16 protein-coding genes are annotated in these 15465 nt (G+C 66.6%); 11 read left to right on the top strand and 5 right to left on the bottom strand.

Features of this window, described 5'->3' with window-relative positions; translation table 11 throughout:
• Positions 1-29 precede the first annotated feature (29 nt).
• The 6 genes from O6P39_RS01940 to O6P39_RS01915 all read left to right on the top strand — a co-directional run bounded on the left by O6P39_RS01940 (position 30) and on the right by O6P39_RS01915 (position 4985).
• Positions 30-923, top strand: a complete 894-nt coding sequence (locus O6P39_RS01940; protein ID WP_275609803.1) for an energy transducer TonB — start codon at positions 30-32, stop codon at positions 921-923.
• 76 nt (positions 924-999) lie between these two features.
• Positions 1000-1569 (top strand): YqgE/AlgH family protein, encoded by a 570-nt coding sequence (locus O6P39_RS01935; RefSeq protein WP_275609802.1) that lies wholly within the window; start codon positions 1000-1002, stop codon positions 1567-1569.
• Positions 1566-2003, top strand: a complete 438-nt coding sequence (gene ruvX, locus O6P39_RS01930) for a Holliday junction resolvase RuvX (protein ID WP_088416421.1) — start codon at positions 1566-1568, stop codon at positions 2001-2003. Before O6P39_RS01935 ends, ruvX begins: the two co-directional genes overlap by 4 nt.
• 151 nt (positions 2004-2154) lie before the next feature.
• Complete coding sequence (pyrR, locus tag O6P39_RS01925) at positions 2155-2667, top strand: bifunctional pyr operon transcriptional regulator/uracil phosphoribosyltransferase PyrR (RefSeq protein ID WP_275609801.1); 513 nt, start codon at positions 2155-2157, stop codon at positions 2665-2667.
• Between the two features lie 45 nt (positions 2668-2712).
• Positions 2713-3717: an aspartate carbamoyltransferase catalytic subunit gene (locus tag O6P39_RS01920; RefSeq protein ID WP_275609800.1), complete on the top strand. Its 1005-nt coding sequence runs from the start codon at positions 2713-2715 to the stop codon at positions 3715-3717.
• A complete protein-coding gene (locus tag O6P39_RS01915; protein WP_275609799.1) occupies positions 3714-4985 on the top strand; it encodes a dihydroorotase in 1272 nt (423 codons plus the stop codon). The genes O6P39_RS01920 and O6P39_RS01915 overlap by 4 nt, the downstream gene beginning before the upstream one ends.
• A gap of 283 nt (positions 4986-5268) precedes the next feature.
• Here O6P39_RS01915 and O6P39_RS01910 read toward each other — a convergent pair whose 3' ends face one another.
• The 5 genes from O6P39_RS01910 to pilT all read right to left on the bottom strand — a co-directional run bounded on the left by O6P39_RS01910 (position 5269) and on the right by pilT (position 10817).
• Entirely contained in the window at positions 5269-6438 is a 1170-nt protein-coding gene (locus O6P39_RS01910) for a cystathionine gamma-synthase (protein ID WP_275609798.1), read from the bottom strand.
• Positions 6435-7808 (bottom strand): cystathionine beta-synthase, encoded by a 1374-nt coding sequence (locus O6P39_RS01905; RefSeq protein ID WP_275609797.1) that lies wholly within the window; start codon positions 7806-7808, stop codon positions 6435-6437. Before O6P39_RS01905 ends, O6P39_RS01910 begins: the two co-directional genes overlap by 4 nt.
• Positions 7809-8033: 225 nt before the next feature.
• Positions 8034-8438: a TM2 domain-containing protein gene (locus O6P39_RS01900; protein ID WP_275609796.1), complete on the bottom strand. Its 405-nt coding sequence runs from the start codon at positions 8436-8438 to the stop codon at positions 8034-8036.
• 92 nt (positions 8439-8530) lie between these two features.
• Positions 8531-9676 (bottom strand): PilT/PilU family type 4a pilus ATPase, encoded by a 1146-nt coding sequence (locus tag O6P39_RS01895; RefSeq protein ID WP_275609795.1) that lies wholly within the window; start codon positions 9674-9676, stop codon positions 8531-8533.
• A 106-nt stretch (positions 9677-9782) separates the two neighbouring features.
• On the bottom strand, positions 9783-10817 hold the full coding sequence (pilT, locus tag O6P39_RS01890) for a type IV pilus twitching motility protein PilT (protein WP_151189058.1): 1035 nt from the start codon (positions 10815-10817) through the stop codon (positions 9783-9785).
• A 73-nt stretch (positions 10818-10890) separates the two neighbouring features.
• Between pilT and O6P39_RS01885 the strand changes: the two genes are divergently transcribed.
• From O6P39_RS01885 to O6P39_RS01865, 5 genes are all read left to right on the top strand, one after another.
• The gene (locus O6P39_RS01885) at positions 10891-11580 is read left to right on the top strand and encodes a YggS family pyridoxal phosphate-dependent enzyme (protein ID WP_275609794.1); all 690 of its coding nucleotides are present in this window, start codon (positions 10891-10893) and stop codon (positions 11578-11580) included.
• 17 nt (positions 11581-11597) lie between these two features.
• The gene (proC, locus tag O6P39_RS01880) at positions 11598-12431 is read left to right on the top strand and encodes a pyrroline-5-carboxylate reductase (protein ID WP_275609793.1); all 834 of its coding nucleotides are present in this window, start codon (positions 11598-11600) and stop codon (positions 12429-12431) included.
• 13 nt (positions 12432-12444) lie between these two features.
• Positions 12445-13038, top strand: a complete 594-nt coding sequence (locus tag O6P39_RS01875; protein ID WP_275609792.1) for a YggT family protein — start codon at positions 12445-12447, stop codon at positions 13036-13038.
• Between the two features lie 5 nt (positions 13039-13043).
• Positions 13044-13334 (top strand): DUF167 domain-containing protein, encoded by a 291-nt coding sequence (locus tag O6P39_RS01870; protein WP_275609791.1) that lies wholly within the window; start codon positions 13044-13046, stop codon positions 13332-13334.
• 118 nt (positions 13335-13452) lie between these two features.
• Positions 13453-15420 (top strand): dynamin-like GTPase family protein, encoded by a 1968-nt coding sequence (locus O6P39_RS01865; RefSeq protein ID WP_275609790.1) that lies wholly within the window; start codon positions 13453-13455, stop codon positions 15418-15420.
• Positions 15421-15465: the final 45 nt, after the last annotated feature.

Here is a 15465-nt window from a genome sequence, read left to right as displayed (position 1 = left end):
TTTCGCCCACTTTGGCCTAGTGACCCGCAATGAACGCTGCAACCCATTCCGACTTCCCCGTGTCCTCCGGCGTACGCCCGGCGGACCGGCTGGGTTTCACCCTGTTCGTTGCGGCCATCGTGCACGTGGCCGTGCTGCTGGGCGTGGGCTTCACCATGCCCATGCCCAGCCAGCTGAGCAAAACCCTGGAAATCACCCTGGCCAGCTTCAAGAGCGAGAAGGCGCCCGAGAAGGCCGACTACCTCGCCCAGATGAACCAGCAGGGCAGCGGTACGCTGGAACACAAGGCGATCCCCAAGACCACCGAGCAGGCGCCGTTCCAGGACACCGAGGTGAAGAAGGTCGCGCCGCCGGCTACGCCGAAGCAGGCCAAGAGCCCGGAAGCGCCCAAGACCGCCGTCGCCACCCGCAGCCCGCGCCCGGACAAGGTCCAGGCCAAGGCGCAGACGCCCAAGGCGGAAACCGTCGCCAAGCCCGCGCCGCAGTTCGATTCCAGCCAGCTCTCCGCGCAGATTTCCAGCCTCGAAGCCGACCTCGCCCGCGAACAGCAGGCGTACGCCAAACGCCCACGCATCCACCGCCTGAGCGCCGCCTCGACCATGCGCGACAAGGGCGCCTGGTACAAGGAAGAATGGCGCAAGAAGATCGAGCGCATCGGCAACCTGAACTACCCCGACGAGGCCCGCCGCCAGCGCATCTACGGCAGCCTGCGCCTGCTGGTATCGATCAACCGCGACGGCTCCCTCTATGAAGTGCAGGTGCTGGAGTCCTCCGGCCAGCCCATGCTCGACCAGGCCGCCCAGCGCATCGTGCGACTGGCCGCGCCCTTCGCGCCCTTCTCCGGCGACCTGTCGGACATCGACCGCCTGGAAATCATCCGCACCTGGCGCTTCGAACGCGGCGACCGCCTGTCCAGCCGCTGAGCCTGTCGTGCCTGAAGGCACGCGGTGGCGTTTTCAAGGCTTGTCCCTTTGGTCCGCAGGCCTGAAACTAGCTGGCATGAAAAGCACAGCCGCAAGCTCTCTCAAGCACCACTTCCTGATCGCCATGCCGCACATGGCGGATCCCAACTTTGCCCAGACCGTCACCTACATCGTTGACCACAACGAGCAGGGTGCCATGGGCCTGATCATCAACCGCCCAAGCGGTCTGAGCCTCTCCGACGTGCTCGAACAGCTGCGTCCGGACGAACTGCCGCCGGCACGCTGCCAGGGCATGGTCATCTACAACGGCGGCCCGGTGCAGACCGACCGCGGCTTCGTCCTGCACCCCGCCGGACGCAGCTACCAGGCCACCCTGGAGCTGGGCGAGCTGTCGCTATCCACTTCCCAGGACGTGCTGTTCGCCATCGCCGACGGCAGCGGCCCGGCACAGCACCTGATCACCCTCGGCTACGCGGGCTGGGATGCCGGGCAGTTGGAAGCCGAACTGACCGACAACGCCTGGCTGACCTGCCCCGCAGACCCCGCGGTGCTCTTCGAGGTGCCGGCCGAGCAACGCCTGTCCGCCGCCGCCGAGCGCCTGGGGATCAACCTCAACCTGCTCACCGCCCAGGCCGGGCACGCCTGATGTCGAGCAAACCCCTGCGCCTGCTCCTGGGCTTCGACTACGGCACCAAGCAGATCGGCGTCGCCGTCGGCCAGGCCATCACCGGCCAGGCCCGCGAGCTCTGCGTACTCAAGGCGCAGAACGGCGTGCCGGACTGGAACCGCGTGGAAGCCCTGATCAAGGAGTGGCAGCCCGACGCCATCGTCGTCGGCCTGCCGCTGAACATGGACGGCACCCCCAGCGACATGAGCGAACGCGCCGAAAAGTTCGCCCGGCGCCTGCACGGCCGCTACAACCTGCCGGTGCACACCCACGACGAACGCCTGACCACCTACGCCGCCAAGGGCGAGCGCCTGGCCCAGGGCCAGCGCGACGGCTACCGCGAGCGCCCGGTGGACGCCCTGGCCGCCGCCCTGCTGCTGGAGGGCTGGCTGGCCGAAAACGCCCCCGCCTGACCTGCGACCTGATCTGCAAAAAAGCCCCCTTGACCTGTGACAGCGCCGGGGGAGCGAAAGCCGCTAAGCTTGCCGGACCAGTCCTTCCCGGAACGGTCCGCCCCGATGGCCGCCCGCGCCGGGTGGCCTCGCCAACCGAACCGGAGACGTCATGACCCTGCCCAGCCCCGCCGAACTCCTCCCCCGCATGGCCACCGACCTGCGCAACTACCTGGCGCAGCGCAACATCGACTCGCCGCGCTTCGTCGGCATCCACACCGGCGGCATCTGGGTCGCCCAGGAACTGCTCAAGGAACTGGGCAGCGACGAGATCCTCGGCATCCTCGACGTTTCCTTCTACCGCGACGACTTCACCCGCAGCGGCCTGCACCCACAGGTCCGTCCGTCGGAGCTGCCCTTCGAGATCGACGGCCAGCACCTGGTACTGGTGGACGACGTGCTGATGAGCGGCCGCACCATCCGCGCCGCGCTCAACGAGCTGTTCGACTACGGCCGCCCGGCCAGCGTGACCCTGGTCTGCCTGGTGGACCTGAACAAGCGCGAACTGCCGATTCGGCCGGATGTCGTCGGCGAAACCCTGTCGCTCGCCCCCAATGAGCGGGTAAAATTGCGCGGTCCCGCACCACTTGTCCTCGAGCGCACGCTTCTCAGCCCCGCGCTGTAACTTCGCGCGCCCGGACATCCACCACCTACTTTCAGGGCCTGCCACATGCCGACCGACGCCAAGCGCCCGCTGCAGCTCAACGACCTGGGCCAGCTGCGCCACTTCCTCTCGCTCGACGGGTTGTCCCGCGAACTGCTGACTGAAATCCTCGATACCGCCGACTCCTTCCTCGAAGTCGGTGCCCGCGCGGTGAAGAAAGTCCCGCTGCTGCGCGGCAAGACGGTGTGCAACGTGTTCTTCGAGAACTCCACGCGCACCCGCACTACCTTCGAACTGGCTGCCCAGCGCCTGTCCGCCGACGTCATCTCGCTGAACGTGTCGACCTCCTCGACCAGCAAGGGCGAGACGCTCACCGACACCCTGCGCAACCTCGAAGCCATGGCCGCCGACATGTTCGTCGTGCGCCACAGCGACTCGGGCGCGGCGCACTTCATCGCCGAGCACGTCAGCCCCAACGTCGCCGTGATCAACGGCGGCGACGGCCGCCACGGCCACCCGACCCAGGGCATGCTCGACATGCTCACCATCCGTCGCCACAAGGGCAGTTTCGAGAACCTCTCGGTGGCCATCGTCGGCGACATCCTGCACTCGCGTGTGGCGCGCTCCGACATGATCGCGCTGAAAACCCTGGGTTGCCCGGACATCCGCGTCGTCGCCCCGCGCACCCTGCTGCCGGTCGGCCTGGAAGAGCAGTACGGCGTGAAGGTGTACACCGACGCCAATGAAGGCCTGAAGGACGTCGACGTGGTGATCATGCTGCGCCTGCAGCGCGAGCGCATGGCTGGCGGCCTGCTGCCCAGCGAAGGCGAGTTCTTCAAGCTCTACGGCCTGACCGGCAAGCGCCTGAAGCTGGCCAAGCCCGACGCCATCGTCATGCACCCCGGCCCGATCAACCGCGGCGTGGAGATCGACTCCGCCGTGGCCGACGGCGAACAGTCGGTGATCCTCAACCAGGTCACCTACGGCATCGCCATCCGCATGGCCGTGCTGTCCATGGCCATGAGCGGCCAGAACGCCCAACGACAGCTGGAACAGGAGGACGCGCAATGACCGTCAGCATCCGTGGCGCCCACCTGATCGACCCCGCCAGCGGCCTGGACAAGGTCTGCGACCTGCACATCGAAGCCGGCAAGATCATCGCCATCGGCGAAGCCCCCGAAGGCTTCCACGCCGCCCAGGAAATCGACGCCGCCGGCCTGATTGCCGCGCCCGGCCTGGTGGACCTGAGCGTGGCCCTGCGCGAGCCGGGCTACAGCCGCAAGGGCAACATCGAAAGCGAAACCCGCGCCGCCGCCGCCGGTGGCGTGACCAGCCTGTGCTTCCCGCCGCACACCAAGCCGGTGCTGGATACTTCGGCAGTGGCCGAGCTGATCCTCGACCGCGCCCGCGAGGCCGGCAACGCCAAGGTCTTCCCCATCGGCGCCCTGACCAAGGGCCTGGGCGGCGAGCAGCTGTCCGAACTGGTCGCCCTGCGCGACGCCGGCTGCGTGGCCTTCACCAACGGCCTGGCGCCGATGGCGAGCAACCGCGTGCTGCTGCGCTCGCTGGAGTACGCGGCGACCTTCGACCTCACCGTGATCTTCACCTCCCAGGACCATGACCTGGCCGAAGGCGGCCTCGCCCACGAAGGCCCGACCGCCAGCTTCCGCGGCCTGGCCGGCATTCCGGAAACCGCCGAGACCGTGGCCCTGGCCCGCAACCTGCTGCTGGTGGAACAGTCCGGCGTGCGCGCGCACTTCAGCCAACTGACCAGCGCCCGTGGTGTCGAGATGATCGCCCAGGCCCAGGCACGTGGCCTGCCGGTGACCGCCGACGTGGCGCTGTACCAACTGATCCTCACCGACGAAGCGCTGGCGGACTTCTCCAGCCTGTACCACGTACAGCCGCCGCTGCGCTCGCGCAAGGACCGTGATGCGCTGCGCGAAGCGGTGAAGAGCGGCGTGATCCAGGCCATCGCCAGCCACCACCAGCCCCACGAGCCGGACGCGAAGAACGCCCCGTTCGCAGCGACCGACCCGGGCATCAGCAGCGTCGAACTGCTGCTGCCGCTGGCCATGACCCTGGTGCAGGACGGCCTGCTCGACCTGCCGACCCTGCTGGCACGCCTGTCCAGCGGCCCTGCGGCGGCCCTGCGCCTGCCGGCCGGCAAACTGGCGGTGGGCTCGGCGGCGGACGTGGTGCTGTTCGAGGCCGACGGCCAGACCCTGGCGGGAGAGACCTGGCACTCCCGTGGCCAGAACTGCCCATTCCTCGGCCACTGCCTGCCGGGCGTGGTGCGCTGCACCCTGGTGGACGGGCATATCGTCCACGCGGTGTAACGCCCTACCCGCCCATGAAAAAGCCCGCCAATCGGCGGGCTTTTTCATGGGCGGCGATCGTCAAGCAGGAGCCTCGACGTAGGATGGGTGGAGCGGAGCGATACCCATGCTGTCGGTGCCACGAATGTTGGGTATCGCTTCGCTCCACGCCATCCTACGAAGGAGCAGGCGTGCGCGGCTTCGCCCCTTGTAGGGGCGAGCTTGCTCGCGAACCGCCCAACCTTGGCGCTCGGGATGTTCGCGAGCAAGCTCGCTCCTACGAAAAGCGGTCCGATGCGGGGTTTCAGATCATCGCCAGCGCCTTGGCCAGGTCGGCGCGCAGGTCCTCCACGTCCTCCACGCCCACCGACAGTCGGATCAGCGAGTCACCAATCCCCAACTCCGCGCGGTTCTCCGCCGGGATGCTGGCGTGAGTCATGATCGCCGGGTGCTCGATCAGGCTTTCCACCCCGCCCAGGCTTTCCGCCAGGGCGAACAGCTGGACGTTCTCCAGGAAACGCTTCGAACCCGCCAGGTCGGTATTCAGGTCCAGTGAGATCATCCCGCCGAAGCCTTTCATCTGCTTGCGCGCCAGCTCGTGCTGCGGATGCGACGGCAGGCCCGGATAGTAGACCCGCTTCACCTGCGGCTGCTGCTCCAGCCACTTCGCCAGTTCCAGCGCGTTGGCGCAGTGCCGTTCCATGCGCAGAGCCAGGGTCTTCACCCCGCGCAGGGTGAGGAAGGCGTCGAACGGGCCGGCGATGGCGCCCACCGAGTTCTGCAGGAAACCCAGGCGCTCGGCGAGGTCGGGGTTGTCGCCGACGATGGCGATGCCGCCGATCACGTCGGAGTGGCCGTTGAGGTACTTGGTGGTGGAGTGCACGACGATGTCGAAGCCCAGGTCCAGCGGGCGCTGCACGTAAGGACTGGCGAAGGTGTTGTCGGCCACGCAGAGGATGCCGCGCTCGCGGCAGGTGCGGGCAATGGCGGCCAGATCGGTCAGGCGCAGCAGCGGGTTGCTCGGGGTTTCCACCCAGACCATGCGGGTCTTGTCGGTGAGCGCCGCTTCCAGCGCGCTGGGCTGGGCCAGGTCGGCGAAGTGGAAATCATGCCCGGCGCTGCGCCGGCGCACCCGCTCGAACAGGCGGAAGGTGCCGCCGTAGAGGTCGTTGCCGGAAACCACGTGCGAGCCGGCGTCGAGCAGCTCCAGTACCGCCGAGATGGCCGCCAGCCCCGAGGCGAAGGCGAATGCCTTGCTGCCGCCTTCCAGGTCCGCCACGCAGCGCTCCAGCGCCCAGCGCGTGGGGTTGTGCGAACGGCCGTAGTCCAGGCCCTTGTGCACGCCGGGGCTGTCCTGGCGGTAGGTGGAGTTGGCGTAGATCGGCGGCATGATCGCCCCGGTGGACGGGTCCGGCGCCTGCCCGGCGTGGATCACGCGGGTGGCGAAACCGAGGCGGTCGTCGTGCTGGCTCATGCGAGGGTCCTCCGCAAATGGTTGAGCAAATCGAATCGTGTGATCAGGCCATGGAAGCCCGAGGCGTCGGCGATGATGGCGACCAGTCCGCGCGCCAGCACGGCTTCGAGCTCCTTGAGACTGGCGCCCGGCGCAAGGGTTTCCGGGGCCGTGCTCATGGCGCTGGCGACGTCGCTGCGAAAATGTTCGGGGTCGTCATGCACGCCCAGCAGGATATCGGACTCGTCGATAACCCCGACCAGGCGCTGGCCGTCGAGTACCGGGAGCTGGGAGATGTCCGCCAGGCGCATGCGCTGGAAGGCGGTAAGCAGGGTGTCGCCGGGGCCGACGCTGACCACCCGGCCCTCTTCGAAACGCCGCGCGACGATGTCGCGCAGGTCGCCGTAACGCTTGCGCTGCAGCAGCCCCTGGTCGGTCATCCATTGGTCGTTGTAGATCTTCGAGAGGTAGCGGGTGCCGGTGTCGCAGACCAGGCTGACCACCCGCTTGGGCTCGGTCTGTTCGCGGCAGAAGCGCAGCGCGGCGGCCAGCAGGGTGCCGGTGGACGAACCGGCGGCGATGCCTTCATTGCGCAGCAGCTCCCGCGCGGTGCGGAAGCTCTCCTCGTCGCTGATGGAGTAGGCGTGTCGGACGCTGGAGAGGTCGGCAATCGACGGCACGAAGTCCTCGCCGATACCCTCCACCGCCCAGGAACCGGGTGTGCCCAACTGACCGGAGCGCGAGTACTCGGCCATGATCGAACCCACCGGGTCGGCCAGGACCATTTCCAGCTTCGGCTGGACCTTCTGGAAGAAGCGGGTCAGCCCGGTCAGGGTGCCGGCGGAGCCGACGCCGACCACCACCGCGTCCAGATCATGGCCGGTCTGCGCCCAGATCTCCGGGCCGGTGCCGGTTTCGTGGGCCAGCGGGTTGGCGGGGTTGTTGAACTGGTCGGCGAAGAAGGCATCGGGCAGTTCCTTCGCCAGCCGCGCGGCAACGTCCTGGTAGTACTCGGGATGGCCCTTGCCGACGTCGGAGCGGGTGATGTGCACCTCGGCGCCCATGGCGCGCAGGTGCAGGACCTTCTCGGTGGACATCTTGTCCGGCACCACCAGCACCACCCGGTAGCCCTTGGCCCGGCCCACCAATGCCAGGCCCAGGCCGGTGTTGCCAGCGGTGGCTTCGACGATCACGCCACCGGGCTTGAGCCGGCCCTCGCGCTCGGCGGTTTCGATCATGGCGACACCGATGCGGTCCTTGATGGAGCCGCCAGGGTTCTGCGATTCGAGCTTGAGGAACAGGGTACAGGGTCCGGTATCGAAGCGCTTGACGCGGACCATGGGGGTATTGCCGATCAGGTCGAGTACGGCGGGGCGGGATTCGTTGCTCATGGCAGCCACTCCTTCTGGGCGCCATGGGGATCGCCCGGCGGCGCCTGCTACTGTCCTCCTGACCTTAGGCGGGCGGCGGTGCTCGCGCCAGGCGGTGCGACGAAAGACGGCGGAGTTGTTTTTCGTAGGAGCGAGCTTGCTCGCGAACGTGCTGCCCGGCAGCGCTGGCCTTGAAGCGGTTCGCGAGCAAGCTCGCTCCTACAAGGGAGGGGGTCCGCGCAGGCGTCAGATCCGCTGCGGCCCGTTGCGCTCGGAAATCTGGCTGTTCAGCGTCCAGAAGTCGTAGAGCACGCCGATGAAGAACAGCCCGCCGGTGAACAGGTAGAGGATGCCGGTGAGCCACTTGCCCATGTACATGCGGTGCACGCCGAACACGCCGAGGAAGGTCAGCAGGATCCAGGCGACGTTGTAGTCTACGCCGCCAGACCGATAGCGCCGGTCTGCCGCGTCATCCATGGAGGGGATGAGGAACAGGTCGATGATCCAGCCGATGAAGAACAGGCCGAGGGTGAAGAACCAGAGGGTGCCGGTGATCGGCCGACCATAGTAGAAGCGGTGCGAACCGGTGAAGCCGAAGATCCACAGCAGGTAGCCGATGACCTTGCTGTGGGTATCAGGGTTGGCGGACATGCCTTTCTCCCGTGTCGTTGCGGTACGCTCAGGATAAACGAAAAGCCCGCGCTAGGCGGGCTTCTCGGGTGCCATCTGCTCGGAAAGCAGGCTCAGCGGAAACGGCGGCTGGGGTCGTCGTCGCTCATTTCCAGGGTCAGCCCCTGGGTCATGGTGGAGAGATGGTCGGCGTCGGTTTCCGAGCCCAGCTTGATCATCAGGCGCAGGTCGTTGGCCGAGTCGGCGTAGGCCAGCGCGTCTTCGTAGGTGATCTCGCCCTGGCTGTAGAGCTGGTACAGCGCCTGGTCGAAGGTCTGCATGCCCTGCTCGGTGGAGCGCTTCATCAGCGGCTTGAGCTCGTGCACTTCGCCCTTGCGGATCAGGTCGGCGGCCAGCGGGGTGTTCAGCAGCACCTCGATCACCGCGCGGCGGCCCTTGCCGTCCGGGGTCGGTACCAGTTGCTGGGCGACGATGGCCTTGAGGTTCAGCGACAGGTCCATCCACACCTGGTCATGCCGGTCGGCCGGGAAGAAGTGGATGATCCGCTCCAGCGCCTGGTTGGCGTTGTTGGCGTGCAGGGTCGCCAGGCACAGGTGGCCGGTTTCGGCGAAGGCCACCGCGTGGTCCATGGTCTCGCGCGAGCGCACCTCGCCGATCATGATCACATCCGGCGCCTGGCGCAGGGTGTTCTTCAGGGCCACTTCGAAGGAATCGGTATCCAGCCCCACCTCGCGCTGGGTGACGATGCAGCCCTGGTGCTGGTGGATGAATTCGATCGGGTCTTCGATGGAGATAATGTGGCCGGTGGAGTTCTTGTTGCGGTAGCCAATCATCGCCGCCAGCGAGGTGGACTTACCGGTACCGGTGGCGCCGACGAAGATCACCAGGCCGCGCTTGGTCATCGCCAGCTTCTTGAGGACTTCGGGAAGCTTCAGATCCTCGAAGGTCGGGATGTTGGTCTCGATGCGGCGCAGCACCATGCCCACCAGGTTGCGCTGATAAAAGGCGCTGACGCGGAAACGGCCAACGCCGCGGGCGCTGATGGCGAAGTTGCACTCATGGTTCTCGGCGAACTCGCGGCGCTGCTGCTCGTTCATCACCGAGAGCACGGTCTCGCGGGTCTGCTCCGGCGACAGCGCGGTCTTGGTCACCGGCAGCACCTTGCCGTTGACCTTCATCGAAGGCGGCACGCCCGCCGTGATGAAGAGGTCGGAGGCACCCTTTTCCACCATGAGGCGCAACAGCTTCTCGAATTCCATGATCGTTCTCGCGAAGGTTCACGCTGACTGCGACAAGGCTGTCGAATCACGGAGCGAGTGCGTGTGGCGCGCTCCGTGCGCCGGGCCGGGGAGCGGCCCGGTGGGGTTAGAAGTTTTCCGGAATCTTGGCCTTCTCCTTGGCCGCCTCGCGGGTCACCAGACCCTTGGCGACCAGGCCCTTCAAGCACATGTCCAGGGTCTGCATGCCGATCGCACCGCCGGTCTGGATCGCCGAATACATCTGCGCGACCTTGTCCTCGCGGATCAGGTTACGGATCGCCGGGGTGCCGATCATGATCTCGTGAGCCGCGACACGGCCACCGCCGATCTTCTTCAGCAGGGTCTGGGAAATCACCGCCTGCAGGGATTCGGAGAGCATGGAACGGACCATGGACTTCTCCTCGGCGGGGAATACGTCGACGATACGGTCGATGGTCTTGGCCGCGGAGGTGGTGTGCAAGGTGCCGAACACCAGGTGACCGGTTTCCGCAGCGGTCAGCGCCAGGCGGATGGTCTCCAGGTCGCGCATCTCGCCCACCAGGATGATGTCCGGGTCCTCACGCAGGGCCGAGCGCAGCGCCTCGTTGAAGCCGAGGGTGTCGCGGTGTACCTCGCGCTGGTTGACCAGGCACTTCTTCGACTCGTGGACGAATTCGATCGGGTCTTCGACGGTGAGGATGTGGCTGTACTTGGTGTTGTTCAGGTAGTCGAGCATCGCCGCCAGCGACGTGGACTTGCCCGAACCGGTCGGGCCGGTCACCAGCACCAGGCCGCGCGGCACGTCGGAAACACGTTTGAACACTTCTCCCATGCCCAGGTCCTCCATCGTGAGTACCTTGGAGGGAATGGTACGGAACACGGCGCCGGCGCCACGGTTCTGGTTGAAGGCGTTGACCCGGAAACGAGCGACCCCGGGGACTTCGAAGGAGAAGTCGGTCTCCAGGAATTCTTCGTAATCCTTGCGCTGCTTGTCGTTCATGATGTCGTAGATCAGCGCATGGACCTGCTTGTGCTCCAGGGGCGGCAGGTTGATCCGACGAACATCGCCATCGACGCGGATCATCGGCGGCAGACCGGCCGAGAGGTGCAGGTCCGAAGCGCCCTGCTTGGCGCTGAAGGCGAGCAACTCGGTAATATCCATGGGACTCCCCAATCAAGAGCAAGCAGGTAGAATGCCGCAGAACTCGCAGCAGCCGGGCGGAAAAGCGACGGTAATGTCCACGATAGCAGAGAATATTGCAAAGGTTCGCGCACGCATCCGTGAGGCGGCGCAAGCTTGTGGGCGTGCCCCGGATACGGTGCGCCTGCTGGCGGTCAGCAAGACCAAACCCGCCGCCGATATCCGCGAGGCATTCGCCTGCGGATTGGCCGATTTCGGCGAGAACTACCTGCAGGAAGCGCTGGCCAAGCAGACAGAGCTGGCCGACCTTGCGCTGACCTGGCATTTCATCGGCCCGATCCAGTCCAACAAGACCCGGCCGATCGCCGAGCACTTCCAGTGGGTGCACTCGGTGGACCGCCTGAAGATCGCCCAGCGCCTGTCCGAACAGCGTCCGGCGCACCTGCCGCCGCTGAACGTGCTGCTGCAGGTGAACGTCAGCGGCGAGGACAGCAAGTCCGGCTGCTCTCCCGAGGAACTGCCCGCCCTCGCCCAGGCGGTGGCACAGTTGCCCAACCTCAAGCTGCGCGGCCTGATGGCGATTCCCGAACCGACTGAAGATGTTGCCGCACAGCACGCTGCATTCGCCCGCCTGCGCAAGGCGATGCACGCCCTGAACCTCGGCCTGGACAGCCTGTCCATGGGCATGAGCCACGATCTCGAAGCCGCCATCGACGAAGGCGCCACCTGGGTGCGGATCGGTACCGCCCTGTTCGGCGCCCGCGACTACGGCGCTTCGCACTGAATAAAGGAAGAGACTTAATGAGCAGCACCCGCATTGCCTTCATCGGCGCCGGCAACATGGCCGCCAGTCTCATCGGCGGCCTGCGCGCCAAGGGCGTCGAAGCCAGCCACATCCGCGCCAGTGATCCGGGCGCCGAGCAGCGCGCGAAGATCGCCGCCGAGCATGGCATCGAAGTCGTCGCCGACAATGCCAGCGCAGTCAGTGGCGCCGACGTGGTTGTCCTGGCGGTCAAGCCACAGGTCATGAAGGACGTCTGCCAGGCCCTGGCGCCGGCGCTTTCGGGCAACGCCCTGATCGTCTCCATCGCCGCCGGTATCCCCTGCGCCAGCCTCGAACGCTGGCTGGGCCCGGTGAACGGCCAGCCGCGCGCCATCGTCCGCTGCATGCCCAACACCCCGGCACTGGTCGGCCTGGGCGCCAGCGGCCTGTACGCCAACGCCAGCGTCAGCGCCGCCCAGCGTGAGCAGGCGCAGAAGCTGCTGAGCGCCGTCGGCATTGCCCTGTGGCTGGACACGGAGAAGCAGATCGACGCGGTCACCGCCGTTTCCGGCAGCGGCCCGGCCTATTTCTTCCTTCTCATGGAAGCCATGACCGCCGCCGGCGAGAAGCTCGGCCTGTCCCGCGAGGTTGCCGGCCAGCTGGCCCGCCAGACCGCCCTGGGCGCCGCGCAGATGGCCACCACCAGCGATGTCGACCCGGCCGAACTGCGCCGCCGCGTGACCTCGCCCAACGGCACCACCGAAGCTGCCATCAAGACTTTCCAGGCCAACGGTTTCGAAGCGCTGGTAGAGAAGGCGGTAGGCGCCGCCGACCATCGCTCCGCCGAGCTGGCCGAACAACTGGGTCAATGACAAGGAGCCCTCAATGACCGGTCTTTCCACCGCCGCCATCTACGTCATCCAGACCCTCGGCAGCCTGTACCTGCTGATCGTCCTGCTGCGCTTCATCCTGCAACTGGTGCGCGCCGACTTCTACAACCCGCTCAGCCAGTTCATCGTGCGCGCCACCAAGCCGCTGCTGAACCCGCTGCGTCGCATCATCCCCGGCTTCGGCGGCGTCGACTTCGCCTCGCTGGTGCTGGCCATCCTGGTCCAGCTGGTGCTGATGATCGTCACCCTGACCCTGATGGGCTACGGCGTCGGCGGCTACATCCTGCAACTGCTGGTGTGGTCGGTGATCGCGGTGACCTCGCTGTTCCTCAAGGTGTTCTTCTTCGCCCTGATCATCAGCGTGATCCTCTCCTGGGTCGCCCCGGGCAGCTACAACCCCGGCGCCCAGCTGGTGAACCAGATCTGCGAGCCCTTCCTGGCACCCTTCCGCAAGCTGCTGCCAAACCTCGGCGGCCTGGATATCTCGCCGATCTTCGCCTTCATCGCGCTGAAACTGATCGACATGCTGGTGATCGGCAACCTGGCCGCGATGACCGGGATGCCGCAGATCCTCAGCCCGTTCATGTAATTGGCATGCCGTTCTACCACTGGGACGGCGAGGACCTGATCCTCGACTGCCACCTGCAACCCAAGGCGAGCCGTGACGAGTTCGCCGGGTTGCACGGTGAGCGCCTGAAAATCCGCCTCACCGCGCCGCCCGTGGAAGGCAAGGCCAACGCCCATCTGCTGGCCTTCCTCGGCAAGGCCTTCGGCGTGCCCAAGAGCCAGGTGAAACTGGAAAGCGGCGAGCTGAACCGGCAGAAACGTGTGCGCATTCCCAAGCCGTCGAAGCTCCCGGAAGAGCTGGGGATTACCGCTCGGTAGCCTTGGCCGACCTTACGCGCGGTATTGTGATGAAGGCCAATTGACGCTACTGCGCGCCATCGCATAATCCGGGGTATTCATCCCCGCGCAGGACGCGCCAGCCTAAGGAACCGCCTGAATGAGCATGGAGCGTCTCAGTCAGCAGATCGATGCCTACGTTACCTGGAAGCGGGAGCTGGTCCGGGAGATCACCCGTTATCGCAGCCTGCTGGAGCGTTGCCGGCTGAACACGCCGGACATCGAGAGCCGCCTCGAACGCACCCTGCGCCTGTTGCGCGTCGACCACATCACCCTGGCCTTCGTCGGCGAGTATTCGCGCGGCAAGACCGAGCTGATCAACAGCCTGTTCTTCGCCGGCTACGGCCGGCGCATGCTGCCGTCCCACGCCGGGCGCACCACCATGTGCCCCACCGAGCTGTTCTTCGACCCGCGCTCGGAGCGCCCCTACATCCGCCTGCTGCCGATCGAGACCCGCGTGGCCGACGCCAGCGTCGCGCAGTTCAAGCGCATTCCCCGGCACTGGGTGAACATTCCGCTGGACACCTCGGACCCGGCGAACATGGCCGAAGCCTTCGCCCAGGTCGCCAAGACCAAACCACTGCCGGTGGAACAGGCCATCCAGCTGGGCTTCCACCCGGACCTGCTGGAAACCACCGACAAGCCCGGCATGGTGCTGGTGCCGGCCTGGCGCCATGCGCTGGTCAACTTCGACCATCCACTGCTGCGCCAGGGACTGCGCATCCTCGACACTCCGGGCCTGAACGCGCTGGGCAGCGAGCCCGAACTCACCCTGTCGATGCTGCCCGCCGCCCAGTCGATCCTGTTCCTGCTGGCCGCCGACACCGGCGTCACCGCTTCCGACATGGCGATCTGGGAGAACCATATCCGCCAGCTGAGCGAGGACAGCCACACCACGCTCTACGCGGTGCTGAACAAGATCGACGTGCTGTGGGACGACCTGGCCGGCGAAAGCTTCGTGCAGGGCGCTATTCGCCAGATCCAGGAGGCCACCGCACGCCAGCTGGGCATCGCCCGCAACGACGTGCTGCCGCTCTCGGCCAAGCAGGCACTGCTGGCCAAGGTGCGCGGCGACCGCGAGCTGCTGGCCCGCAGCCAGTTGGAAAGCCTGGAGGACCTGCTCTGCGAGCGCATCGTCACGCAGAAGGAGCGCCTGCTCGAAAGCGCCGTGGTCGGCCAGGTGTTGTCCCTGGCGCACAACACCCAGCACACCCTGCGCGTGCGCCTGGAGAAGGTGAAGGAGCAGCATGCGCTGCTCGACAGCCAGCAGCACGACAGCGGTCAGTTGCTGTTCGAGCTGACCGCCAGGACCAAGGAAGACCACAGCCAGCACCACAAGCGCCTGCTCAACCTGAAGACCAACCAGCGCCTGCTGCGCCACCAGGGCGAGCAACTGCGCGAGGCGCTGCACCCCGAGCGCCTGGAACTGCATCTGAAGCGGGTCCACCAGAAGCTGCGCGGAAGCTGGACCACCGTGGGCATCAACCAGGCGATCCTGCAGTTCTTCCACACCGTGCAGGGGGACCTGGTCGGCCTGCACCATGAGGCGGAGACGGCCAACCGCATGGTCGCGGCCATCTACCAGCGGCATAACCAGGAAAACCCGCTCAACGCCCTGGACGCCCCGCAGTTCAGCGTCGAGCGTTACCTGCGCGAGCTGGCCAAGCTGCAGGACAAGGCCGACCGCTTCCGCCTGCACCTGAAAACCCTGCTCACCGAGCAGCGCACCCTCACCCGACGCTTCTTCGCCACCGTGGCCCAGGAAGTCATCGGCCTGCACCTGCGCCTGCGCGAGGAGGCCGAGCAGTGGGCCACCGATGCGCTGATGCCACTGATGCAGTACAGCCTGGAGCACAAGCAGTTGCTGGAAACCCACATGCTGCGGCTCAAGGCGCTGGCCCAGGAAACCCAGCAGGCACGGCAGCGCTCGCTGCTGCTGGGGCGCTATACCGACGAGCTGGAAAAGCAGCTCGCCGAGGCCTCCGACATCCTCCGCCAACTGCGTCGCCCCTCGCCGCTGCACCGCCAAGCCAAGGTCGTCACACTACCCGGCTCGCAGCGCGCCTGAACCCCGCCCCAGCGCTTGCCGCTAGGGGCGGCGCTCTTTAGACTG

It is taken from the genome of Pseudomonas sp. PSE14 (genome assembly GCF_029203285.1).
Lineage (GTDB): Bacteria > Pseudomonadota > Gammaproteobacteria > Pseudomonadales > Pseudomonadaceae > Pseudomonas.
Note: the sequence above shows the minus strand (reverse complement) of the source record. Positions and strands in the feature narration are given on the sequence as shown.

Bases quoted from the DNA above. Each gene is read 5' to 3' on its own strand.
- O6P39_RS01940 (WP_275609803.1), top strand. From the start codon at position 30: ATGAACGCTGCAACCCATTCCGACTTCCCCGTGTCCTCCGGCGTACGC.
- O6P39_RS01935 (WP_275609802.1), top strand. From the start codon at position 1,000: ATGAAAAGCACAGCCGCAAGCTCTCTCAAGCACCACTTCCTGATCGCC.
- pyrR (WP_275609801.1), top strand. From the start codon at position 2,155: ATGACCCTGCCCAGCCCCGCCGAACTCCTCCCCCGCATGGCCACCGAC.
- O6P39_RS01920 (WP_275609800.1), top strand. From the start codon at position 2,713: ATGCCGACCGACGCCAAGCGCCCGCTGCAGCTCAACGACCTGGGCCAG.
- O6P39_RS01915 (WP_275609799.1), top strand. From the start codon at position 3,714: ATGACCGTCAGCATCCGTGGCGCCCACCTGATCGACCCCGCCAGCGGC.
- O6P39_RS01910 (WP_275609798.1), bottom strand. From the start codon at position 6,438: ATGAGCCAGCACGACGACCGCCTCGGTTTCGCCACCCGCGTGATCCAC.
- O6P39_RS01905 (WP_275609797.1), bottom strand. From the start codon at position 7,808: ATGAGCAACGAATCCCGCCCCGCCGTACTCGACCTGATCGGCAATACC.
- O6P39_RS01900 (WP_275609796.1), bottom strand. From the start codon at position 8,438: ATGTCCGCCAACCCTGATACCCACAGCAAGGTCATCGGCTACCTGCTG.
- O6P39_RS01895 (WP_275609795.1), bottom strand. From the start codon at position 9,676: ATGGAATTCGAGAAGCTGTTGCGCCTCATGGTGGAAAAGGGTGCCTCC.
- pilT (WP_151189058.1), bottom strand. From the start codon at position 10,817: ATGGATATTACCGAGTTGCTCGCCTTCAGCGCCAAGCAGGGCGCTTCG.
- O6P39_RS01885 (WP_275609794.1), top strand. From the start codon at position 10,891: ATGTCCACGATAGCAGAGAATATTGCAAAGGTTCGCGCACGCATCCGT.
- proC (WP_275609793.1), top strand. From the start codon at position 11,598: ATGAGCAGCACCCGCATTGCCTTCATCGGCGCCGGCAACATGGCCGCC.
- O6P39_RS01875 (WP_275609792.1), top strand. From the start codon at position 12,445: ATGACCGGTCTTTCCACCGCCGCCATCTACGTCATCCAGACCCTCGGC.
- O6P39_RS01870 (WP_275609791.1), top strand. From the start codon at position 13,044: ATGCCGTTCTACCACTGGGACGGCGAGGACCTGATCCTCGACTGCCAC.
- O6P39_RS01865 (WP_275609790.1), top strand. From the start codon at position 13,453: ATGAGCATGGAGCGTCTCAGTCAGCAGATCGATGCCTACGTTACCTGG.